The following is a 23,769-nucleotide window of genomic DNA, read 5'->3' as shown; positions in this document are numbered from 1 at the left end:
CCATCCAAAAAGTTAAAGCTCGACGGTCACCGAAGCGGGATCCTCCCCTACCAGTTCGGCCAGCATGGGAAGTGCCACGGTGAGCGTCTCGAGAATCGTTCCGTTGTTGGAGAAACCGGCGGCAGCGGGATGTCCGCCTCCGCCAAAAGCATCAGCGATCTCGGACACGTTGAGGTCGCCCTTGGAGCGCAGGTTGCCGCGCACCTTGGTATCGCCTTCAATGCCCTTCAGGAACAGACAGACCTCGACGCCCATCACCGAGCGCACCACATCGACCAGGCCGTCGCACTCATCCGAGGTGACACCGCAAGCCTCAAGGTCACTCTGGTACGCGTAACTATACGCGACGCGCCCGTGGGCCACCGTCTTGATGCGGCCCATAACGATGGACTTGAGGTGCAAAAACTCAACGCGCATGCTCTGGTAGACCTCGAGCGCCACACGCGCCGGATCGGCACCGTGGGCAACCAGACGCGAGGCTGCATGGAACGCGGCGGCATCGGCGTTTTGGTACTGAAAACGGCCGGTATCGGTAACCAAGCCACACAGCAGGCAGGTCGCAACGCCATCACGTGCGACAATGCCGCAATTGTCCAAGAAGCGGTCGATGATCATGGCGCAGGCTGCAGCTTCGACGCGCCTCAAGCTGAGCTCGGCAAACTCCTCGCGCGCCGGATGGTGATCGAAGCACACCACATGCTTGGAGCGACGAAGCACCTCGGCGGAATTATTGAGACGCTCGACGACCGGTACGTCCACCGAGATGAACAGGTCCGGATTGCCGGTATACGCAGATGCCGGTACCAGGCAATCGGAGCCTTCCATAAAGCGGTAGATGCGCGGAACCGGGTCATCATCTGCCAGCAGCAGGGCAATGTCCTTGTTGGGGAAAAACTTCATAAGCGAGAGGCCCAGACCCAGCACGGAGCCCAGGGCGTCGCCATCGGGAGAAGTGTGTCCCGAAATCGCAATGGAGGACGCACCCTCGATGAGCTCGAGGATGCGTCGCTGAATATCTGCAGACTCGCACGCGGCGAGGTCGGCGGAATTAGTCATCTAAAGCTGCCTCCTGGGCGGCATCCGCTATCGGATAGCCGTCCTCGTCCTTTTCGATCGCAAGCGTGGCGGGAACGTTTTCCAGCGCACGCGTGATGCGCTCGGCCTCATCGGTCGAGCGATCGATGCGAAAATCGAGCTCGGGCGTAACACGCCAATCGAGCGAGCGAGCCAACAGGCTGCGAATACGGCCCTTGGCGCTTGCGAGCGCCTCCATGACCTCGTCGTAGCGGCTCGCATCGCACGACACGTACACACGCGCGAACGAACGGTCCACCGCGACCTCGACCGCGGTCAAAGTAACCAGGTCGAGACGCGGATCGGAAACCTCAAAGAGCAGGATATAACCGAGCTTCTCGCGAAGCTGCTCGCCCAGACGGCGGGTTGCCTGCGTTTGCTTCATAGCGCTACCCCCTACTCGGTACGGGCAACCTGGTCGATGCGGTAACCCTCGATCTGGTCGCCGGGCTTGATGTCCTGGAAGTTCTCCAGGCCAATGCCGCCCTCGGAACCGCTCTTGAGGCTCTTGGCCTCGTCCTTGTAGTGGCGCATCGATGCGATCTTGCCGTTGAAGACCACGATGCCGTCACGCACCAGACGCACGGAATCGGTCGCGGCGATCTCGCCCTCCTCGACGCGGACACCGGCGGCGATACCGACTTTGGGCACCTTGAAGGTGTCCAGGACGGTCGCGGTACCCGTGGAGACCTCGACCTCGGTGGGCTTGAGCATGCCGATACGGGCAGCGTCGAGCTCCTCGAGGCACTTGTAGATGACGTCGTAGCAACGGATCTCGACGCCCTCGCGCTCGGCGGCGGAGCGGGCCTTACCGTCGGGACGGACGCCAAAGCCGATGATGATGGCGTTGGAGGCGTCGGCCAGGACGACGTCGGTCTCGTTGATGGCACCAACGGCGGAGTGGATCGTGTTGATGCGGACCTCGGACTGATCCATCTTGTCGAGCGAGTCCTGAAGGGCCTCGATGGAACCCTGGACGTCGGCCTTGATGATCAGGTTGAGCTCCTTGACCTCAGCGTCGGCGATGGTCTCGAAGAGGTTCTCGAGCGTGACGTGCTTCACGCGGCTCTGCTCCTCGATACGGGCCTTGAGCGAACGCTCGTCGGCAAGGGCGCGAGCCTCGCGCTCGTCCTCGAACACGCGGAACTCGTCACCGGCGTTGGGCACGGACTGCAGGCCCAGGATCTCGACGGCGTCGGAGGGACCGGCCTCGGTGACGGCGCGACCCTTGGGGTCAAGCATGGCGCGGACGCGGCCGTAGGTAAGGCCGGCGACCAGCGTATCGCCCACGTGCAGGGTACCGCGGGTCACAAGCACGGTAGCGACCGAGCCGCGGCCCTTGTCGAGCTTGGCCTCGAGGACGTTGCCGGAGGCAAAGGTGTCCGGGTTGGCCTTGAGCTCGAGCACGTCTGCCTGAAGCAGCACGGTCTCCAGAAGGTCGTCGATACCGATCTTCTGCTTCGCCGAGATGTTGACGAACATGTTCTGTCCGCCCCACTCCTCGGGGATGACACCGTACTCGGTGAGCTCCTGGCGTACGCGGTCGGGGTTGGCGCCCGGCTTATCGATCTTGTTGACGGCGACGACGATGGGTACGCCGGCGGCCTTGGCGTGGTTGATCGACTCGACGGTCTGGGGCATGACGCCGTCGTCGGCAGCCACGATTAGAATGACGATATCGGTCACCTTGGCACCACGGGCACGCATGGCCGTAAAGGTGGCGTGACCCGGGGTATCGATGAAGGTGATCTTGCGGTCGTTGATCATAACCTGCGAAGCGCCGATTGCCTGGGTAATGCCGCCCGCCTCGCCGGCAGCGACACCGGTGTGACGGATGGCGTCGAGGAGGCTCGTCTTGCCGTGGTCGACGTGACCCATGACGGTGACGACCGGGGCGCGCGGCTTAAGGTCGGCGGGATCGTCGTAGAACGAGAAGGTGTTCTCCTCCTCGGGGGTGATGATCTTGATCTGACGGCCCAGGTCGTCGGCAACGAGCTCGACGAGGTCGTCAGACATGGACTGTGTCATGGTGAGCGGCGTGCCCAGCAGGAACAGGCGCTTGATGATGTCGTTGGCCGGAACGTCGAGGGCCTCAGCAAGCTCCTGGACGGTAACGCCCTGGGAGACCTTGATGGCGTCGAGCTCCTCGGGGTTCACGCCCTGGGCCAGCGCCTCCTCTATCTTGCGCTCCTCCTGAGCCTTGGCAGCCTCGCGCTCGCGCTTCTCCTTGCGCTTCTTGCGGCGACCGGTGGACTCGCGAGAGGCCTCCTCGACGGCAGCGCGGGCCTCCTCGAGCACCTTCTCGCGGCTGTACTCCTCGGCCTCGCGAGCCATGCGGCTATAGTGGTCCTCTTCGTTGTTGTGACCGCCCTTGCGCTTCTTGCCCTTGCCCTGCTTATCGGGGTTGGGGAAGTCCATGCCGGCAGCGACGTTGTTGCTGGCGTTGGTGCGATGGCTGTGCGGACGGCTCTCGGAGGCGTTGCGCTCGGAGTTGTTGTCGGAGGCGTTACGATCGTTACGACGGCCACCGCGGCGGTCGTTGTTGCCGCCACGACGGTTACCGCGCTCAGCGGCGCGCTCGGCCTTGGCCTTGTCCTCGGCGTCCTTCTTCTCCTTGAGCACGGTCTCCTGTGCGGCGATCTGGTCGAGCAGCGAACGGAAGCGCGAACCGGAGTCGGAAGCGGGAACGGCGCGGCGCTGGGCCTCGCGGGCAGCCTCCTCTTTCTCGCGAGCAAGGCGCTCCTGCTCAGCCTTCTTCTTGGCCTCGGCCTCGGCGCGGGCGGCCTCCTCGGCAGCCTGGGCTGCGGCAAACTGGCGGCGCTCCTCCTCGCGGGCCTTCTCGGCGGCGATGCGCTCGCGCTCGGCCTCGGCGGCACGTGCGGCCTCCTCGGCGGCAGCTGCCTGCTCCTCGGCCTGCTTGGCGGCCTCGACTTCCTGAGCGCGGGCCTCGATCACCGAGGCGAGCTGCTTGCGGACCATGGCGACATAGGCGTCCTCCAAGGTGGAGGAAGCGGACTTAGCGGGAATCTTCATTTCGGCGAGATGACCCATCAGTTCCTTGGAGGTCATGCCGAACTCTTTGGCCAGGGTGGACACACGGACTTTTGCCATATGACTTCACCTACCCTTTCTGGCACCTTGGGTGCCTAGAGACTGAACGAGCGTGGGAGACGCGCCGGGACCCGCCCGGCGCGACCGCGCGCTAGATCAGGTCCTCCGCATCATCGAAGGCGTCGGTGTCGTGGACACCGCAGAAACGGGAGCCGGGACGGGCCTGGTTGCGGCACTGGACGCCGTCCTCGGACACGTACTCGCAGCGACGGACGTCCTCGTCCTCCTCGTCACCGATCAGGTCGGCGGCGGGCTCCTCGTGAACGGGAACGTTCTTGAGGATGTCGGCGGCAAGCGTCTCGGACTTGATGTCGATGTGCCAGCCGGTCAGGCGCGCGGCGAGGCGGGCGTTCTGGCCCTCCTTGCCGATGGCGAGGGACAGCTGGTCGTCGGGAACGATGACGCCGGCGTAGGCCTTCTCCTCGTCGATAAGGACGCGGGTGACCTTAGCGGGCGACAGGGCGTTGGCAACGTAGACGGCAGGATCGGCATCCCACAGGATGACGTCGACGCGCTCGCCGCGGAGCTCGCCCACGACAGCGCGAACACGGCTGCCCTTGGGGCCGACGCAGGCGCCCACGGGATCCAGACGGTCGTCGAGCGAGTGGACGGCGACCTTGGAGCGCTGGCCGGGCTCGCGGGCGATCGACTTGATCTGGACGGTGCCCTCATAGATCTCGGGCACCTCCTGCTCAAACAGACGACGCATGAGCTCGGGGTGGGTACGGGAGATGACAATCGGCGGACGGCTGTGCTCGCCACGAACCGGCTGCAGGTTGGAGTTGGGGTCGCGAACGTCGATGATCACGGCCTTGATGTGCTGGTTGTGCAGATAGCGCTCGCCCATCGGACGCTCGTTGCGCTCGTTCTCGTAACGACGCTGATCGAAGTGCGGCAGCTCGGCCTCGACGCCCTCGCGGATCTTGACGATCGTGAAGTCGGGCGTGGACTGCAGCACGGTACCGCTGATGAGGTCACCGATGCGGCCGGAGAACTCCTCGTAGATCTGCTCGCGGGCGGAGTTGCGCACGATGGCGTTGATCTCGGCCTTGGCGTGCTGGGCGGCGATGCGGCTCGTGTTCTTGGGAGTGACGTCGATCTCCTCGAACTCGGTGAAGTTGCCCTCCTCGTCCATGGAATCGTCGATCGGCTCCAGACGGTAGACGTAGATCTTGCCGGTGGTGCGGTCGATGGTCACCTTGGCGCCCCACTCAAGATGCAGGATCTCGGCATAGCTCTTGGCGAGCGACTGCTCCAGGCGGTCGATCAGGTAGAGCTGGTCGATGTGCTTCTCCTGGCAAAGCTCCATCAGGGCGGACATCATGTCGGATGCTGCCATCTTACTTTCCTTCCTTCGCGGGCTTGAAGTCATAGGTGGGCTTCAACTTGCACTTTTTAACATCAGAGAAATCGAGGGTAACAGACTCGCCGTCCTCGAGCTCAAGGGTCACGTTCGTCTCGGTGGCGGCGGCAATCTTGCCGGCGTACTTGCGACGGCCCTCGGTGGCGGTGGAGGTGAGCTCGCAGTTCTCGCCCGCAAAGCGGGCAAAGTCACTCGGGCGGCGCAGCGGGCGCGCCATACCCGGGCTCGACACCTCGAGCGTATAGCTCGAAGAGATGGGGTCGAGCTCCTCAATCACATCGCCGACCCACTTGGTGTTGGCCGTGACGTCATTGAGCGACAGGCTCTGACCCTCGGCACCCTCGATACGCACACGCACGCAGGGGGCCTTGGTGGCACCCACGAGCTCAACGTCGACGATGTCGACATCGTGCTGGGGAGCAACGGCCTCGAGCGCGTCGATGATCGCCTGCTCGGTCTTGGTCTTGACCATTGCGGCACCTCCATCCATACAAAAAAGAAGCGGGGCCGAAACCCCACTTCTTTCAATTACAACTTCATTTGCAAGCAAACTATACCAATAGCTGCGGAAACGTGCAAGCACAGTACGAATCTGCAGGTCAGCGTGCGCACAGCTTCTCCACAAGAATAGGACAATTGACCGCGGCCAGGCTAAACAAAACGAGGGACGACCCAACCGGATCGCCCCTCGTCTTTAATGCGTCAGCTAAGCGCGCAGTGCTTACTTGACCACCAGGTTGACCAGCTTGCCGGGCACGCAGATGGCCTTGACAACCGTCTTGCCCTCGAGCCACTTGGCGACGGCGGCCTCGGCGGCAGCCTGCATATCCTCATTGGAGGCATCGCGGGCAACGTCGACGCGGCCGCGGACCTTGCCGAGCACCTGGACCACGATCTGCACCGTGTCCTCAACGGACTCGGCCAGGTCGAACTCGGGCCAGGCGGCGGTATAGGCGTTGCCCTCGCAGCCGAGTGCCTCGTGCCACAGCTCATCGGCCCAGAACGGGCAAATGGGGGCAAGGACGCTCACGATGTCCTTGGCCACGCCGTAGCACAGCGCCTTGTCGCGCGACGTGCCCTCGGTGGCGTTGAGGTAGGCGCTCGCCGCGTTGACGAGCTCCATGACGGCCGAGATGGCGGTATTGAACTGGCCGCGATCGAAGTCCTCGGTGCACTTGGCGATGGTGCGGTGACGCTCGCGATAGAGCTTCATCGCAACCTCGTCGAGCGCGGACTTGTCAAAGGCCACGTTGGCGTCGCCGGACTGGACGAGCTGCCACACGATACGCCAGGCGCGCTTGATGAAGCGATTGGCACCCTCAACGGCCTTGGGATCCCAGTCGAAGTCCTTCTCGGGCGGGGCGATAAACAGGATCGCCAAACGCATGGTGTCGGCGCCGTAGGGTTCGATGACCGAGCTCGGGGGCACGACATTGCCCTTGGACTTGGACATGGTGTCGCCGTTCTCGTCCTTGACCATGCCCTGGCACAGCAGGTTGGTGAAGGGCTCGTCCACGCTCAGCAGACCCAGGTCGCGCAGGGCCTTGGTAAAGAAGCGGCTGTAGAGCAGGTGCAGAATGGCGTGCTCGATGCCGCCGATGTAGTTATCGACGGGCATCCAACGGTCGGCGGCTTCCTTGGAGAAGGGCAGCTCGGTGTTGTGCGGGTCGGTATAGCGCAGGTAGTACCAACTGGAGCAGGTAAAGGTGTCCATGGTATCGGTCTCGCGCTTGGCCGGGCGACCGCAGACCGGGCAGGTGGTCTCGTAGAACTCCTTGCACTCGGCGAGGGTCTCGCCGGCGCCCAGGTCCAGGTTCTCGGGCAGCGTCACAGGCAGCTGATCCTCGGGCACGGGCACGATGCCGCAGTGCTCGCAGTGGATGGCCGGGATGGGGTTGCCCCAATAGCGCTGGCGGCTGATGAGCCAGTCGCGCAAGCGGAACTCGACCTTGCGACGGCCGCAGCCCATGGCCTCAAGGTCGGCCACGATGGCAGCCTCACCCTCGGAGTGCTTGCCGCCGCGCATGCCGGTGTACTTGCCGGACTGGACGAGCGTGCCCTCGGCAGCGTGGGCGCAATCCCAATCGACGGTCTCGGCATGGAAGGTATCGATGGTCTCGCCGTTAGCCTCGACGGCTGCGCGGTCGTCATCGTCCAGGATGATCGGCACGATCGGCAGGTCGTACTTGCGGGCGAACTCAAAGTCGCGCTGGTCGCCGCAGGGAACGGCCATGACGGCACCGGTACCGTAGTCGGCAACGACATAATCGGCAACCCACACGGGGACCTTCTCGCCGTTGACGGGGTTTACCACATAGCGGCCCGTGAAGGCACCGTGCTTCTCGAGGGTGCCCTGGGCACGCTCGACGGCAGAGATATGCTTGGAGTCCTCGACGATCTTGGTGACGGCCTCCTCGTACTCTGTGCCCTCGACGAGCTCATGCAGGCCGGCGTACTCGGGAGCCAGAACAAAGAAGGAGACGCCGAAGAGGGTGTCGGCACGCGTGGTGAAGACGGTGATCTTGCCCTCGTCGCCTTCGATGGGCTCGCCATCCTGGTCGCACAGGGTAAAGTCGACCTCGGCGCCCTCGGAGCGACCGATCCAGTTGGCCTGCATCTGCTTGACGCGCTCGGGCCAGCCGGGGAGCTTCTCCAGGTCGTCGAGCAGCTCCTGGGAGTACTCGGTGATCTTGAAGTACCACTGCTCGAGGTCGCGCTTCTCGGGCTCGGTGCCGCAGCGCCAGCACTTACCCTCGGTGACCTGCTCGTTAGCCAGAACAGTCTTGCAGGTGGGGCACCAGTTGACAGGGTTCTTCTTGCGGTAGACCAGACCCTTTTCCCACAGCTTCTCAAAGATCCACTGACCCCAGCGGTAGTAGTCGGGGCTGCAGGTCTTGACCATGCGATCCAGATCGTAGGAGAAGCCCATGCGCTTCATCGTGGCGAGAGCCTGGTCCATGTTCTTATACGTCCAGGCGGCAGCCTGCGTGTTGTGCTTGATGGCGGCGTTCTCGGCGGGCAGGCCAAAGGCATCGAAGCCGATGGGGTGAAGCACGTCGTAGCCGCGCATGCGGGCCTGACGGGCCATGGCATCGCCGATGGTGTAGTTGCGCGCGTGGCCCATGTGCAGGTCGCCCGACGGATACGGGAACATCTCGAGCACGTACTTCTTGGGCTTGCTGTCGTCGGTGTCGACGGCAAAGAGGTTGGAGTCCTCCCAGGCCTTCATCCACTTGGACTCAATGGCCTGTGCGTCGTAGGCAGGAATCTCATCCTTATGATCTGTGCAATCGCACATATCAGCTCCTTTTAACTTGATTGGGGCCGATCGGCTGGGCTTTGCTCGCTGCTGCGGACAGTCCTGCGCGCACGAAGGCCACATTAAGTGGCCTTCGGCTCGTGCGGAACTTGCAGCGAGCAAAGCCTAGCCGCCCGACCCTAGGGTTAACTTGGATGATTCTAGCAAATACAACAAGCGAGATGCCTGCGACTTGCAGGCATCTCGCTTTATCTAAATAACGTGGCTGAGAATCAACCTTTGTCTGAAACTCGTTCTAGCACGAACGGGTTTTCCAGGTGCCGCAGATTGCAGTGAAAGAGGAGCGCCGCGTACTTAGGTACGCAAGCGACGGTTTGAACGGCAAGGTGCGGTGCCTGGAAAAGCCGCTTATCGATAAGATACAGACTGCTGGGAGTCCTTAACCACAACGTCGTGGGCGCCGCCCTCGACGATTGAGGTGGAGCTTACCAGGGTCAGGCGTGCCTTTTCCTGGAGCTCGGGGATCGAGAGGGCACCGCAGTTGCACATCGTGGACTTGACCTTGTAGAGCGTGCCGCCCACGCCGTCCTTGAGGGAACCTGCGTAGGGAACGTAGGAGTCGACGCCCTCGACGAAGCTAAGCTTCGCGGCGCCGCCCAGGTCGTAGCGCTGCCAGTTGCGGGCACGCGCGGAACCCTCGCCCCAGTACTCCTTCATGTACTGGCCGTTAACGTTGACGCGCTCGGTCGGGCTCTCGTCAAAGCGGGCGAAGTAACGGCCCAGCATCATAAAGTCGGCACCCATGGCAAGGGCGAGCGTCATGTGGTAGTCGTAGACGATACCGCCGTCGGAGCACACGGGCACGTAGACGCCGGTCTCCTCGTAGTACTCGTCGCGAGCGCGGCAGACGTCGATCAGCGCGGTGGCCTGGCCACGACCGATACCCTTGGTCTCGCGGGTAATGCAGATGGAACCGCCGCCGATACCGACCTTGATGAAGTCGGCACCGCAGTCGGCCAGGAAGCGGAAGCCCTCGGCGTCGACGACGTTACCGGCACCGACCTTGACGTCCTCGCCGTAGTTGGCGCGGATCCACTCGATGGTGCGCTTCTGCCACTCGCTGAAGCCCTCGGAAGAGTCGATGCACAGGACATCGGCACCGGCCTCGATGAGCAGCGGCACGCGCTCGGCATAGTCGCGGGTGTTGATGCCGGCGCCGACCATATAGCGCTTGTCGTTATCGAGCAACTCGTTGGGGTTGGTCTTGTGGCTGTCGTAGTCCTTGCGGAAGACGATGCCCATCAGGTGATCATTGTCGTCGACGATGGGCAGAGCGTTGAGCTTGTTGTCCCAGATGACGTCGTTGGCAACCTTGAGACTAATGTTCTTGTCGCCCACGATGAGCTGCTCACGCGGGGTCATGAACTCGGAGACCTTCTTCTGGTGATCATCGCGGCTGGGGCGATAGTCACGGCTGGTGACGATGCCCAGGAGCTTACCCTTGGGAGTGCCGTCGTCGGTGACCGGCATGGTAGAGTGACCGGTCTTCTCCTTGAGCTCGATGACCTGCTCCATGGTCATGTCGGGGGTCAGCGTGGAATCGGACTGAACGAAACCAGCCTTGTGGTCCTTGACGGCCTTGACCATAGCGGCCTCGGACTCGGGGGTCTGGGAACCGTAAATGAAGGACAGGCCACCCTCGGTAGCGAGCGCGACACCCATGTCGACGCCCGAGACGGACTGCATGATGGCGGAAACCATGGGGATGTTCAGGGTGATTGCCGGCTTCTCACCGCGCTTAAAGCGGGTTAGCGGCGTCTTAAGAGAGACGTTGTTGGGGATGCACTGCGATGACGAGTAACCAGGGACCAGCAGATACTCCGAAAACGTGTGGGACTCACCGGGAAAGAACGTAGCCATGTTTCTCCTTTTTCCATGCGACCGGTCGGCTGCAGGCCTCGTAGGACCCAGCCCAACCTTGGGCGCCCAATACTGGGGAAGTATCTTAACGCACTTTGACTGCTACAATGCATGTTTTAAGAAGAGCACACGAGGGTTTGACGCAGGCTTTGCGTTTGCCCAGCAAACACTTTAGCGGGGAGACGTGGAGCACATGGAGTACAAGACAACGGCAAAGTTGGTCATTCAAGCGTGCGACAAGGATCTGCCGGGCGTGTTCGGCCACGGCTGCGTCTTGCTGCTGCAGGGCATCGCCCGCGAGCACTCGCTCAACCGTGCCGCCAAGAGCATGGGCATGGCATATTCCAAGGCCTGGCGCATTGTAAACGAAGCCGAAGGCCAGCTGGGCTGCAAGCTCATCGAGCGCGACGGCGCCCGCGGATCCACGCTCACCCTCGCCGGCGAGCGAGCCATAGCAGTCTATGAGGAGCTGCAGGCCGGCATCAACCAAGTAATTGCCGCAAAGGCCAACGACCTCATCGCCAGCATCAACGCGGAGTAGTCCTTTTAGGCGGTTTTTAGCCCACAGCGCCCTCGGGTTGAGGATCGCGCCACAAAACGGGCCCATCTACTACGTTTAGTTGAATACCCTCGACCATACCGGACATTATGAAATTAAAACCGCTGGTAAACAGCTTGGTAATTTTCAAAATAGGCGGGTGTGGTCGACCCCTATTGCTTAAACGTAGTAAATAGGCCGTTTTCGTGACACAGACCCCGATTAGCTACTTGCGAAGGGCGTTATCGAGAGTGGCAGCCACCTGCAGGGGGTCGTCGGTGCCGGCGAAGAGGCGGATGGTGCTCCCCTGCTTGCCGCGTGGGGCCGAAAGGCGTGTCGTTGCGCCGCCGGCGGGCGACGTGCGGAACTCCCCCGGCAATGTGTCGAACAGCTCACCCGCACTTCGCTCGATAAGGTCAAACTCAACTGCCGGGCCAAAGCCGTGCTCGAGGATTCCCGTTGCAACCGCATGATCGGGATGCGAACCCAGCCCAGGATAGCGAACGTTACACACCATCTCGTTAGCAGACAGATACTCGGCCAGCGCACGGGCGCGATCGAAGCGCGCCTGCATGCGAGCATCGAGCGAGGACAGCCCGCGTTCTAGCACGTCGGTCTCCTCGGCAGACAGGCCAAGCACAGACGCACCGCAGTCCGCAAGCAACGCGTGTGCGCACTCTGCGGCGGCATCCACGCGATGGCGCTTGAGCTGCGAGCGCGCCACCGAAGCGGCAACGAGTTTGCGCGGCGCCACGCCGGCACACACGCGATCGAGCGCCTCGAGCGACAGCACGGCACCCAAGCGCAGCGGATCGCACCCAAAGACGCCCGCCACAGTGTTATCAACCACAAGCAGTGCATGGGCCTCACGAGCCTCGCGACCCAGTGCACGAAGGTCGGGCACACGCAGGCCAAACCCGCCGATGGAGTTGACGAACCACCACAGATGCGGCGCGCCAGCATCAAACGATGCATCAAAGCCCTCGGACGCCGCAGCAAACGCCGCAGCTGCGGGCTCCCCCACCAGCGCAACATCGCAGCCATCAAAGCCACAGGCAAACGCATCGGCAAAGTCGTCCGCAAAGGCCACCAGGCGATCGCCGGGCCGCACGATCCCCAGAAGCGACAGTGCCGCCGGCACATGCGAGGCCGCAACAAGACGCGCCTCACGCGCACCAGCCCTTATAGCCCAGGCCTCTTCTAGCTGTTGCACGTCCACACGACACCGTCCCTTACATAAAACTGAACCAAATAAGCCCATCCAGGTCGCCCGCACGCCAGCGCAAGCAGCGTCGAGCGGTCCGGCGTTCGTTAGAACGCCGGAACAAAATTAGCCGTGGTACTCGCCGTTGTACTGGATGAGCGTGAGGTCCTCCACGCCATCGAGTGCGCGGATGGCGTCGGCATAGGGCATATCCACGCCGTCCGAGAACACCTCGACGGCCATCTCGACTTTGTTGCCGCGCATCGTCTTGGACTTGACGCTGAACTTGGTGCGCCCAAATGCACGCACGATATCGTCGCCGGTGGTCTGACCCGTGTAGTGGATGACCATCATGTACACGCGCGCCTTGTCCTGGTGGCTCGCAAAGCCGGCAATCATCACCACGATCACCACCGCCGTGAGCCCCACGAGCGCATACATACCGGCTCCCGCCGTAATGCCCGTGGTAATGGACCAAAACAGATACAGCAGGTCGAGCGGGTCCTTGACCGCCGTACGGTAGCGGACGATAGACAGAGCACCGACCATACCAAGCGAGATGACCACGTTTGTCGAGATCGCGAGCGTGACCATGCAGGTGAGCACGCACATGCCCACGAGCGTCACGGCAAAACTGCGCGAATACACCACGCCGGTAAAAAAGCGCTTGTACACGTAATAGATCAGGATGCCCATGGCGAGCGCCACGAGCAGCGACAGGCCAATCTTGGCAGGGTCGACCTGACCGAACGCCTCCAAGACGGAGTTCTTAAAAAAGTCCCTGGTGCTCATGGTCTAAATATCCCCTCGGTTCTCAAAATCCGATTCCCAGTAATTAAATCCGCGCAGGTAGGCGGTCTTTTCGTAACACAGGCAGTACTTGGAGACCGCCGTGAGTTCGGCCGCACCCGGCGGCACCATATCGCGCACCAGCTGCGGACAAAACTCGGTAAACTTGACCTCCATCACCAGCTTGCCGGGCTCCAGCACGGGCAGCGCGGGCAGCGTCGCGTCAAAGATATCAAAGCTACCCACCGCCGCGCGCACGTTGCTATCAAATGTGATGCGCACGGTGCCCTCGTCCATCACCCACGGCTCGCGCTCGTAGTCCACGATGGTCCGCGGGCGCATCATATTACAGATGCACTCGATGTAGAACTCGCGACAGAGCGGATAGGGGCTCCTCAGCAAAAAGTCGTAGTCACCGGCCAGAATCTGCTCAAACTCGCCACGCGTGAGCGGCGCGTCCTCCTTGTAGATCCAGCTGCCATACTTCTTTTTGCGCTCGAGCTTAATCACCTTGTCGCTGCCGTTATAGATGCGCACGCGATACTTTTTGCGCATGAGAATGCCGGCGTCTTTTTCCTCGTAGGCCGAGTTGCAATAGTCGTCAAAGTACAGGCTGCGAATGGTATAGCCGCCCGCCCGCGCATGCTTGTCCAGTTTAAAAACCGGCGCCATGCGGCAGGCAAGCGCGGCGTGCTCGCCCTCGTTAATAAGATATTTGAGCTCATGGCGGTAACGCTCCTGCGTGGCACGCACAGGCGGAGCTGCCAAGCGCTCAAGCAGCGCGCTAGCCCTCCTCATACGTGTCCTCCACGACCTTACCGCCATCCTGCACGTAAAAACACTTCATGCCGTAGTGCTTGCCGTCATCGGTCACATAGTAGTCAAAGGCATCCTGCGTATAGCCATCGGAGTTGGTAGCGCGCACGCGCGCAAAATACTGGCCGGTATCGGGCGCATCGCAGGTCACCTCGGGAAGCAGCACATCCTCGGCCTTAAAAAGTACGTCCTTGATGGCATAGTCGCGCGCCAGCTCCACGGTATAGCGAATGTCACGCGCCCTAAAGTCGTAAGACGCATCCCAGTTAATGCGCAGCTTACCGTTATCGATCTGCGGCACGCCAATGTAGAACGGCATGGGCTTTTTATAGCTCTCGCAGTAGCTCTTAAAGTTCTCCTCCATCTCGGAGGGAATCGCCGTGGCAATCTGCTCGTATTGGTCCTTGGTGACTGGCAGGTTGTCGATATCGGGCGAAGCAAAGACCAGCGATTCGGTAACCTCGCGATAATGTCTAATCATCTTGGCCAGGCGAGCCTCGGTCATATACGAGCGCAGGTCCTTTACGGCGCGGTCGAGCTCGCTGCGGAACGATTTGCTACGCAGTGCACGATTGAATAGCACGTTGCCCCAGTAGTTGCTTACGCCGCGCTCCCAGCTCGCATAGTCCGAGAACCCCTTCAGACTCAGCTCAAGCTTACGCAGCATGCCGTCGTTATCCCAATCTAAAAAGTACCAGGTATTTGAGTTGAGCGGGCTGTACAGATAGCAGTTGCGGTTCTGCGTATCGCAGTTGCCCGTCAGAATCTGAAACGCCAGCCAATAGACCAGGTTCTCGGTATCAAAGTAGGTGTCGAGCACGTCATCGATCTTTTGCGATTCGTCGTTGAGCGCATCGAGCATCGCGATGAGCTTGGTGTGGTCCGTATCGCCTTTAATCTCGAGCATGCCCTCAAAGCTTGCCTGGTTGTAGTCGGGATCGTCGGCAAGCTTAATGGTGTCCTCGTAGCGATGGAAATCAAAGCTGTTCACCTTGTACAGGTGCCCGCTCTTATCCAGGCCATGTGCCTTAAGCGCCGTCTTGTTGAGCTGCTCCACCTGCGTAAACAGGCCGTAGTCCTCAAAGGTATCGTTGGACTTTTCGGTCTGGTCGCACACCCACAGATGCACAAACTGCGTGCGCAGGCCCATCATCTGGGGAATCCCGCGGATAAGGTCGTAGGCCATCTTGTTGCGAAAACGCATACCCTCGCCCATGTGCTTGTTGAGCGCAATCGCGCGCTGTTGGCGCCAGGTGCCCTTGCCTTTTTTGAGCTCCACCTTGTAATTCTTTTGCGTGTAGGAGCTCGACGTCTGGCCGCGCACCTGCACGGTGGCATTGGGCGCTTCCTCGCCATAGCCAACCTCGCCGGCCACCGGGCCGTCTTCGTCGCCCGGCTGCAGCAGGCCCATAACCTGATAGCGCGTCACGCCCATGTCGGCATAGTCATACACCGAGTACGTGTTGATCTCGGCCCAGCTGTGGTCGGTGTTCTCGGAGCTGTTGCCGCGCGAGACCGTCAGGTACATGGTCACAATGTCCGAGTCGTCGTAGACCTCGTACAGCTCGTCCTTATCGCGCAGATGCTTGGACTGGTCGGAGGCCTCGGCCTTTTTAATCTTGTCCTGCTTTTTTACCTTATTTGTCGAGGATTCGTCCTGAGATGAGCAGCCCGAAAGCAGCAGCGCGCCGGCAGCCGCCTCGATCAGACAGCGGCGAGACATCAACTTATCGATCATCAGAACCTCCCCAATGTTTTTGGTACAGGCGAACCACCATACGTTCAAACGCACTGCGCGGCCCACCGCCCACGCGCTTGTCCTCGTAGCGTTGCTCAACACGGTCGAGCACCCGGCCAAGTTCGGTAAACCAGCCCGTCTTGTCAGTAGCCACAATGGGCTGCTGGCTCAGGATACGATACGGCAAGTTGGTGGTATAGGTATCGAGCCGCAGCAGGGCCACGATAAAAAACACCACCGCACCCAACAAAAAGCCAAAGCCGTAAAACTGCTGCGGCAAAAGCAACGACACGGCGGTCGCCAGCCCTGCCACACCGGCAAACAGGCCCGAGGCCAGAACGGCTCCCTTGTAGTCGGTAAAGTACAGCAAGATCAGCAGGATTGTATTGCCCACGGCATACAGGCCGTAGCCTACGCATAATGTGCGAAAATACCCGTGCATCAGATTGTTAAAGCCCAGCGGCAGGGCCGAGAGCACTGTGGTCTCGAGCGAAATGACCGCCGCCGTCACAAACAGCTGCTTGAGTGCGCAAAAGCGCAGTTCGCTGTTGAGCGTGGAGAGCATCTCCTCCTCTGCCACCACAATATCGCCCACCACGCCGCCGTCGTTAAACAGACTGTAGTAGTCACGGTAGCGCGGATAGAAATTGACCTCGACCGACACCACAAAGTTGACGGTCGTGACGAGTGTGGTCAAAAACGCAATGAGTGCCGGCACGTCATGGTAAGGAGCCCCGTAAAACAGGCCTTTGATCTGCACGCCAATAGGGCCCGCCCAGATAATAACCAGGTGTGCGAAAAGCCCCAAGTTGGTAAACAGCCCCGTAAGCGCAAGCGGCATAAATTGGTCGAGCCAGCGCAAAAAACGCCAGGGACTCCGGTCACTCCGTGGAAAATACCGGTACAGCAGTACCACATCCCAGGCGAGCATGACGCCGTAGCCTAGGGCGATTGAAGCCAACAGGCCCTCGACCGGCGGCAGCCCAAGTGCCAGCGCGGCCAGGGCGCACAGGCATGCCACACCAATGGCAGCCGCAAAGCTACACAGGATACCGCGGTAATCCTTGATGGCCGTGAGGTAACTCATACCGTTCCAGTTGACGATCATAATGTTGAAAAGCCACAGGCACAGCAGCCCCTGCAGCAGCGTGGCGCCCGAGAACAGCAAAAAGACGCCGTAGAGCACCGTGCCCGCAACGAGCATGATGGCATTAGATCCCCAAAACGAAGGCAGGATCTCATCCTCGCGTTCGGCAAAGAGCATGTCGGCCAAAAAGCGCGTGACGGGCATGGAAAAAAAGCTTGTGAGCGTAAGCGACGCCAGCAGCGTATAGGTCACCATGCACACCAGCAGATCCTGGTTGGCGCGGCCCACACCCCACAGACCGCACAGCACCAAGATACCCACCTGGAGCAGCACGCCAAGCAGCATGGGGCCCGTGCACACAATGCCGGCGTAGCCATAGGCGCGCATCGTAGCAAACAGACCCTTGCGCCTAAACAGGCGTTTGAGCTCAAAACCGATTCCGGCCACCGGCTACTCCCCCTCTCTGGGCAGGTCAAACGCACGCGCCGTCTCGTCGTACAGCGCGCGATAGTTGGCGAGCATCTGCTCGTGCAAAAAGTACGTGGCAACGCGACGCTGGCCGCGCTCCCCCATCTCGATACGACGGGCGCGGCTTTTGCACATGCGCTCCATGGCATCGGCCAAGCCCTTGCGATACATAGGCGGCGTCACAAAACCTGCCACGCCAAAGTCATCGCCCGGAGCGCCTTCGAGCAACTCACGGCAGCAGCCCACCTCGGTCGTCACGCAGGGACGACACGCGGCAAGCGACTCCAGCACGCTGAGCGGCTGACCTTCGGAGATGCTCGTCAAAATGGTAAAGTCGAGCTTTTCCATGTACTCGACCACGTTGACGCGGCCGGTAAAGATCAGGTCGCTCACGCCCAGGGTATCGACCAGCGCGTGGCACTCGGCGCCGTACTCCTCGTCGTCCACGCCGCCCATAATGTGCAGGCGCACCTTGGGCAGGCGCTCATGCAGCTCAAAGAACGCATAGATCATGGTCTTGACGTCCTTGATGGGCGCCAGGCGCACCACCGCGCCAATGTCCACCCAGCCGTCATTGGGCTTTAAGGGAATGTCCTTAAAGCGGTTGAACTGAATGCCGTTGGGAATAACCAGGCATTTGTCCGCATCGCAGCCCATATCGATCTGCGTCTTGCGGGCGTTATGGAACAAACTCGTCACGCGGAAGGCGCGACGGTAGATCTCCTCCGAAAGCAGGTAGAAAAAGCGAATCCAGCGGTCCTTAAACGAGGGCACCACCCAGTCGGCGCGAATGATCTCTTCCTCGCGCTCACGGGTATAGATGCCATGCTCGGTCAGCAGCACCGGCGCATGGTGAACGCTTGAGCCAAGGCAGGCGAGCAGGCCACCGTAGCCGGTCGAGATGGCATGGTACACATCGGCCACCGGCACCTTGCTGCCCAACAGGTAGAGCACGGGAAGCAACATGGAGCGCATGGTGTGGAATGCATCGGCAAAGGGCGTGTAGGGGTACTCGGCCAGGCACACGTCGCGAAAGATATCCATAAATGTGCGACTCTGCAAAAATGAGAGCGGATGCACGCGGCGGCGCTGGAAGATATCGAACAGCACGTCCCAGTCCGGATTGGAGAGCGACACCAGGCGGCGTAGCGCCTCGCGCTCGCGGGCGTTAAAGTCGGCCTCTTCTTGCTCGCCCGAAAGCCGCAGGGCGTCGTCCAGAAACACCTCGTGTACCTCGACCACGTTACCAGGCAGCTCGTAGACAAACTTGCCGCGATCGGCAGCATGCGCGCCAATCACCCACAGCACAAACTCGTGCTCGGGCATGGCCTGGATATAGCCATGCATCCAGGTAGATACGCCGCCGTGCACATAGGGGTAGCAACCCTCGAGTACCAAACAGATTCTCATTTGTCGCCACCCTCCTTGCGTGCAATGGTCACCGTCTTGTCCGTGGCTTTAACCAGGTACAGATCGCCCGTCAGATGCGTAATCTCGCCACCCGTGACTGCACCAGGCTCGCCGTTGTTGGCGCGGAACATGAGCCACGCCTCGTCGTGGAAATTGCCCAGGCTGAGCGTCCAGGCATCCGCACTTGTATCCACGCTCACCGTCACGGACGAAAAGCGCTGGATGGCGCCCGAGCATTCCGAACCGGTCTGGCGCCGCAGGTCGGGCGCAGACTTGGTAAGCCACTCCAGGTAGTTGGTCAGACCGCCCTTGTAGACCTCCCAGCCCTCCTTGGCTCCGCGACCGGGATCCAGTAGGTCGTCCGGATGCATAAAGTGCGTACTCACGTAGTGCATGTTGAGCTCGGACACGGCTGCCAGACGCATATAGGAATCGTTGACCATGCCGCCCGAGACAATACGTGGCTGCTCCACAATGCCATCGCTCGCCACGCCAAACTCCTGCACATAGGGCAAGTCGGTGCCATCCTCAAAATACGTACTGGCGATGGTCTTAATGCGCGGAACGTCAGTGCCGATAAGCTTGCGCGCACGGGCCGAAAGGATATTCGACGGTGGCACATAGACCGAGCCATGCGCGTTGGGCAGTACCTCGTCCTGGAAGGCTATAAGCTCGTCAAGAGATGCGACGAGCGCCTCCTTGTTCTTCCACGTCTTGTAGTCGTACAGTGTGCCATAGTCGGTATCCCAGAGCGCCAGCGGCTGATGGTTGTAGCCGTGGAAACCCAGCTCTCCGCCCATCTGCAGCAGCATGCCGCCAAAGTAGCGGAACTGCGTGGTATCGGCCTGGCGCGCGGGCTCGGTCTGGTTGACCGCGTCCTCGTAGTTTTCGATCATCACGCCGGTAAAGCGAACGCCATATTTTTGCGCGAGCTTTTGCAGATCGGGCCACCAGACCTTGGCATAAAAGTCGGCGATAGAAAGCCCGTAGTCGCGCTTGATATAGGTGCCGTCGCCCGAGGGCACGGGGCTGGGAAAGTCGTCCAGATAGAAGACGGCGCTGTTGATGACGGGGTAGGCCGTGGCATCGCCCAGCAGGCTGATCGCCGCGGCGTAAAAACCGCGCATGACCTTGTCATAGATACCGATATTGCACACCACGGTGCGACCGCTACCGCAGTCATTCGACCAAATGAGCGGGGCGCCCGCATCGCCGGTCTTAGCCCACACACGAGCCGTCTCGCGCAGCGAAACCGAAAGCGACGAATCAAAGGGGTCCGAGAGCTCGTAGCGCTCTCCCCCGCCCAGCATAAAGTCCTCGCTCGGCACAATGCTTTCGGCTTTTACATAGTCATATCCGGCAGATTCAATGCCAAGCTTGGGAGCAATCACTTGCAGATAGCCCGAGTTATCCGGAGGCATGGCGAGCATAAGCGAACCGCCGGCACTCACCCAACTCATAATGTCGCTCAGGTGCGTACCGAGCCCATCGAGCGACGGCATGAGCAAAACCACGCGATCGTAGGAGGTCAGCGAGGGAATGGCATCCGCGCCGTCCAGCGCAAGGTCCACGTCGCGGTGCGCGATCTTCATGTCGAGCAGAATCTGGTCGAACTGCTCCTTTACGTCCTCGACGCCAGCTTGATCGGAATCGGTAATGACCAGGCACGTGGGCTTTTGGCCAAATATTGCCGAGGAGGCCGGAACCGCATCGTTGGCGGCAAGCATCCCCAGCTTATGCTGGCCCGCACTGTACTGCACGCCGGCGCGCTCCACCAGCAGCACGGCCGCCATGGCAATAAAGACCGCCCACACCACAAGCAGCCCCATCCAGCGAAAATGGCCCGCACGGTCGCGGATATGCTGTACCACGCTCATCGGGCCTCCTCTCCGTTGCGCCAAAACGCCAGTTCCTCGCGGTTGGCGGCGCTCAAGTATACATGCTGTTTGTCAATCGCATCGATCACGCGGTGGACCTCGTCACCGTCGCGGCGCTTCACCGCAAGGCGCAGACAAAGCATCCAAACCTCCTGCTCCTCGGGCACATCGAGCACCAGCTGGTCGGTCACGGCCTGCGCCTCGTCGATCTGTCCGACATCAGCCAGCGCCGTCGCGTATCGAATGCGAAGCTCAAGGGCGTCCTCGCGCTCGCAGCGACGCGCAAGCAAACGCGCGTACTGTTGGCGCTGAATCTGAGCCACGCGCCCCTCGGCCAGGCCCGAGCCCAAGTATTCACCAAGAAAATCGCAGTATTCGTTGAGGTTTTGCGCGCTCGGGTCCGTCTTAAAGGCACGCTCCAGCTGCTGCAGTTTAAGGTCGGACTCCTTGGAGATCTGCACCACCGCCGTCGCGGCATAGTGAGCCACCTCAACGTCGTCGTTAAGCTTAGCCGCCTGCAGCTGCGCCAGGTACGCGTCGGGCTCCTCGGTGAGCATGGAGAGCATTAGGCGGCGCCGTTCTGCCGGGTCGTTGATGATGAGCGCCTCCTCGAGCGGCACTACGCCTGCATCGTCCTCACCACTCGGTACCGACATACTACGATGCAGGTCGTCGTTGAAGCGCAGCGACTCCAGCGCAGACTCTTTCAGCCCCTCGCCAAACGCCGTTCCGCGGACCGATAGCAGAACCACCAGCAACGGGCCCCACAGCGGCACCAGCACTATCACAGCCAGCATATGCCCGCGCACCGGCAGCAGGCCCAACTTCATAAGCGTCCACAGCACCAGGCAAACCAGCGCATGAATCAGCAACAAGACGGCGGCAACGACAAGCGAGATCAAGCGGCACCCCCCTCACCGTCACCGGTGTCAGCAATATGCCGCAGCAGCGCCACGATGTCCTCGCCGTCGACGGGCTCCACCGCAAGCTGCTTTGCACTCAGGCGCTCGCGGATAATGGGCAGATCGCACGCCTTTGCCTGGCGCATAAGCAGGTAAAGCACGTCGCCGTCGACCAAGCCCGCCGCATCGCTCTCGCGGATTGCCGACCCAATTGCGCCCACCAGCTCGCCGACAGGCTCCATGCCCGGTACCACGCGCAGGAGCAAAAAGCTGCCCATCTTGCCATCTGCCAGCGCCTGCTCGGCCGCGAGCTCTTGGCCAAAGGCAGCCTGTTTGAGCACGCAAGTGCCGTCAACGCAGCGTTTATCCTGTGCCACCGCCTCATAGTCAAAGGCACGGCCCAGCGCGCTTTCGACCAGGCCGCACAAGATGCGGAACAGGTTTTGGTAATAGAGCGTCATTTGGTTTTCGGCCGCACTACGCACAAAGATCAACACGGCGGGTGCCCCATCGCGCTCGATCGTGTATCCAAACATGGGAAGCCCCGGCGTCAGCTCGCGGTTCACCCACAGATTCGAACGACCCCCGTCGCCCAAAAGAGGTGCAAGCTGCTCAAGCGTGAGCGAGCGTGCGGCATCTTCGGCAATCGCGGGACTTGCTGCCACCAGGCGTGCAAATGCTCCGCCCGAAACATGGTAGATCGCCACCGAATCGTTCTCGAGGATCTCGCCCAGAAGCTCGCAGCACTTGCGATAGATGTCGCGTGGGTTGAAGACGTCAAGCTCCTGCGTTACGGCAAAGATCTTGCCAAAGCTGTCGTGGCGACCCACGATCTGGCGCCTGTACGCGCGCTTGTCCTCGATCGCGTCATGGTAGAGCTGCGTAAGGAACGTATTGCGGTTGCGCACGAGCTCGTTTTGATCGCGCTCCGCCCTAATGGCTTCGCTGTTGCGCAGCTGCACATAGCCGCACACGGCACCCACAACAAAGTACGCGATAAACGGCAGCCAGTTGGACGGCTCGTAGAACAGGCCCTGGAAGGTATAGCCGTACAGAGTAAAGTAACTCGCGGCCAACCCCACCGACGCCAGCAGCGCCGCAACCAGGCCAAAGTCCAAGCCATACAGCGTGCCGATGAGCACCACGTAGAGCAGGCGATAATCGAGCACGTTGAGCTGGGTCGATTGGGAGAACAAGCGCTCCAGCACTTCAAAGAGCACCCAGGCGGCTGCCGTCTCCAGGCATTTGACAGGCAGCGTGCGCATTTGAATGCGGTCGATGGCCGCGCGCAAGGGGTTGACCTTCTTTGCACGGCCAGCATCCCAGCGAGCCTGAATGGTCGAGAGGTCGCGCAGCAAGTCGTAGCGCTGAAACCAGCCATAGCGCACGCGAGCGACGTCGCTGGCGGGCAGGGCGTAGCCGGCAGAATCGCCATAGGCAACTGAGAGCCCTGGGAACAGTGCCTTGAGGGCCTCGCCCACCTCGCCCGCCGTATGATGGAAGGTATCGGCTACGTCGAGCGTCTCAAAGTTACCATTCCAGCTGTCAAAGATACGGCGTACCAGCACCGAAAGCTCCTCGGCACACAGCAGGGGAAACGCGGCATCCTGCGCGCCCTGCAGAGCGACCGATCCGGTTGAGCACGCGTCGAACAGCGGCACCAAAAACGGGTCCTCCAGCGCGGCAGACGCGGTATACAGGAACGGCACGCGCAGGATCTTGGTCTGCACGCCCTCGCGAGCAGCGTAGTAGCGGCACAGGTCGTTGGCTGCGTGCGCGATAATGCCCTTGCCCGTTCGCCCCGCGGCATCGGCGGCACCCTCGGCACCCGCGGGCCCCGCTACATACAGCAGTTGGACCCGGCGACCCGCGCACGTACGAAAGACCGAGCGCAGCAGCTCGATATCGCCCACGGTATCGGTATGCGGGGTAAGGTAATTAGACAGGTAGACCACGCGGTCGAACTCGTAGGCCTGCTCCAAGTGCTGGAGCAGCTCTTTCCACGAGGCATGGGGCGACGACTCATCGCGGCGCGCTTCCTGCGCGGCTACAACCTTAACGTGGTCCCCAGGGAATGCCTTGGCGCAAAAGTCATCGTCAACATATGCGGTGTTGCCAACAACCAGCACCTCCATGGCGCACCCCTCCCCTAAAATCCACTTTGTTCATAGTCAAACATGCGTATTTTACGCTGTCAACGCGAGCCAGAGCAC

General features: G+C 61.2%; 17 protein-coding genes. 1 reads left to right on the top strand and 16 read right to left on the bottom strand.

Annotated elements, in window-relative coordinates; genetic code table 11:
• Positions 1 to 12: 12 nt before the first annotated feature.
• The 7 genes from DW195_RS01460 to DW195_RS01430 form a co-directional block, all read right to left on the bottom strand.
• Entirely contained in the window at positions 13 to 1,056 is a 1,044-nt protein-coding gene (locus tag DW195_RS01460) for a bifunctional oligoribonuclease/PAP phosphatase NrnA (protein ID WP_118205579.1), read from the bottom strand.
• Positions 1,049 to 1,459, bottom strand: a complete 411-nt coding sequence (gene rbfA, locus DW195_RS01455; protein ID WP_006234038.1) for a 30S ribosome-binding factor RbfA — start codon at positions 1,457 to 1,459, stop codon at positions 1,049 to 1,051. Before rbfA ends, DW195_RS01460 begins: the two co-directional genes overlap by 8 nt.
• Positions 1,460 to 1,470: 11 nt before the next feature.
• Positions 1,471 to 4,185 carry a translation initiation factor IF-2 gene (infB, locus tag DW195_RS01450; protein WP_117629485.1) on the bottom strand — a complete coding sequence of 905 codons (2,715 nt, stop codon included), beginning with the start codon at positions 4,183 to 4,185 and terminating at the stop codon, positions 1,471 to 1,473.
• 91 nt (positions 4,186 to 4,276) lie between these two features.
• Positions 4,277 to 5,524 (bottom strand): transcription termination factor NusA, encoded by a 1,248-nt coding sequence (gene nusA / locus DW195_RS01445; RefSeq protein ID WP_117629484.1) that lies wholly within the window; start codon positions 5,522 to 5,524, stop codon positions 4,277 to 4,279.
• Between the two features lies 1 nt (position 5,525).
• Positions 5,526 to 6,020, bottom strand: a complete 495-nt coding sequence (gene rimP / locus DW195_RS01440; RefSeq protein WP_118205577.1) for a ribosome maturation factor RimP — start codon at positions 6,018 to 6,020, stop codon at positions 5,526 to 5,528.
• Between the two features lie 249 nt (positions 6,021 to 6,269).
• Positions 6,270 to 8,846 (bottom strand): leucine--tRNA ligase, encoded by a 2,577-nt coding sequence (gene leuS, locus DW195_RS01435; protein ID WP_118205575.1) that lies wholly within the window; start codon positions 8,844 to 8,846, stop codon positions 6,270 to 6,272.
• Positions 8,847 to 9,215: 369 nt separating this feature from the next.
• Complete coding sequence (locus DW195_RS01430; RefSeq protein WP_089571691.1) at positions 9,216 to 10,727, bottom strand: IMP dehydrogenase; 1,512 nt, start codon at positions 10,725 to 10,727, stop codon at positions 9,216 to 9,218.
• A gap of 193 nt (positions 10,728 to 10,920) precedes the next feature.
• Between DW195_RS01430 and DW195_RS01425 the strand changes: the two genes are divergently transcribed.
• Entirely contained in the window at positions 10,921 to 11,268 is a 348-nt protein-coding gene (locus DW195_RS01425) for a winged helix-turn-helix domain-containing protein (RefSeq protein ID WP_118205573.1), read from the top strand.
• Positions 11,269 to 11,491: 223 nt separating this feature from the next.
• On the opposite strand, the gene DW195_RS01420 is transcribed toward DW195_RS01425, so the two are convergent.
• The 9 genes from DW195_RS01420 to DW195_RS01380 all read right to left on the bottom strand — a co-directional run bounded on the left by DW195_RS01420 (position 11,492) and on the right by DW195_RS01380 (position 23,691).
• Positions 11,492 to 12,484: a PLP-dependent transferase gene (locus tag DW195_RS01420; RefSeq protein ID WP_158567874.1), complete on the bottom strand. Its 993-nt coding sequence runs from the start codon at positions 12,482 to 12,484 to the stop codon at positions 11,492 to 11,494.
• 111 nt (positions 12,485 to 12,595) lie between these two features.
• Complete coding sequence (locus tag DW195_RS01415) at positions 12,596 to 13,261, bottom strand: DUF4956 domain-containing protein (protein ID WP_118205569.1); 666 nt, start codon at positions 13,259 to 13,261, stop codon at positions 12,596 to 12,598.
• A 3-nt stretch (positions 13,262 to 13,264) separates the two neighbouring features.
• Positions 13,265 to 14,056, bottom strand: coding sequence for a polyphosphate polymerase domain-containing protein (locus DW195_RS01410; protein ID WP_118205567.1), 792 nt, complete (start codon positions 14,054 to 14,056; stop codon positions 13,265 to 13,267).
• On the bottom strand, positions 14,043 to 15,812 hold the full coding sequence (locus DW195_RS01405; RefSeq protein ID WP_118205565.1) for a CotH kinase family protein: 1,770 nt from the start codon (positions 15,810 to 15,812) through the stop codon (positions 14,043 to 14,045). The genes DW195_RS01410 and DW195_RS01405 overlap by 14 nt, the downstream gene beginning before the upstream one ends.
• Entirely contained in the window at positions 15,802 to 17,346 is a 1,545-nt protein-coding gene (gene pelG / locus DW195_RS01400) for an exopolysaccharide Pel transporter PelG (RefSeq protein ID WP_118205563.1), read from the bottom strand. The genes DW195_RS01405 and pelG overlap by 11 nt, the downstream gene beginning before the upstream one ends.
• 3 nt (positions 17,347 to 17,349) lie before the next feature.
• A complete protein-coding gene (gene pelF, locus DW195_RS01395; protein ID WP_118205561.1) occupies positions 17,350 to 18,777 on the bottom strand; it encodes a GT4 family glycosyltransferase PelF in 1,428 nt (475 codons plus the stop codon).
• On the bottom strand, positions 18,774 to 20,654 hold the full coding sequence (locus DW195_RS01390; RefSeq protein WP_118205559.1) for a DUF2194 domain-containing protein: 1,881 nt from the start codon (positions 20,652 to 20,654) through the stop codon (positions 18,774 to 18,776). The genes pelF and DW195_RS01390 overlap by 4 nt, the downstream gene beginning before the upstream one ends.
• Positions 20,651 to 21,556: a hypothetical protein gene (locus tag DW195_RS01385; protein WP_118205557.1), complete on the bottom strand. Its 906-nt coding sequence runs from the start codon at positions 21,554 to 21,556 to the stop codon at positions 20,651 to 20,653. The genes DW195_RS01390 and DW195_RS01385 overlap by 4 nt, the downstream gene beginning before the upstream one ends.
• Positions 21,553 to 23,691, bottom strand: a complete 2,139-nt coding sequence (locus tag DW195_RS01380; protein ID WP_118205555.1) for a DUF4118 domain-containing protein — start codon at positions 23,689 to 23,691, stop codon at positions 21,553 to 21,555. Before DW195_RS01380 ends, DW195_RS01385 begins: the two co-directional genes overlap by 4 nt.
• Positions 23,692 to 23,769: the final 78 nt, after the last annotated feature.

Source organism: Collinsella sp. AM17-1 (assembly GCF_003470665.1).
In the GTDB taxonomy this organism is placed as follows: domain Bacteria; phylum Actinomycetota; class Coriobacteriia; order Coriobacteriales; family Coriobacteriaceae; genus Collinsella.
The sequence above is the reverse complement of the archived record's forward strand: the minus strand, read 5'-3'. Positions and strand labels throughout refer to the sequence as shown.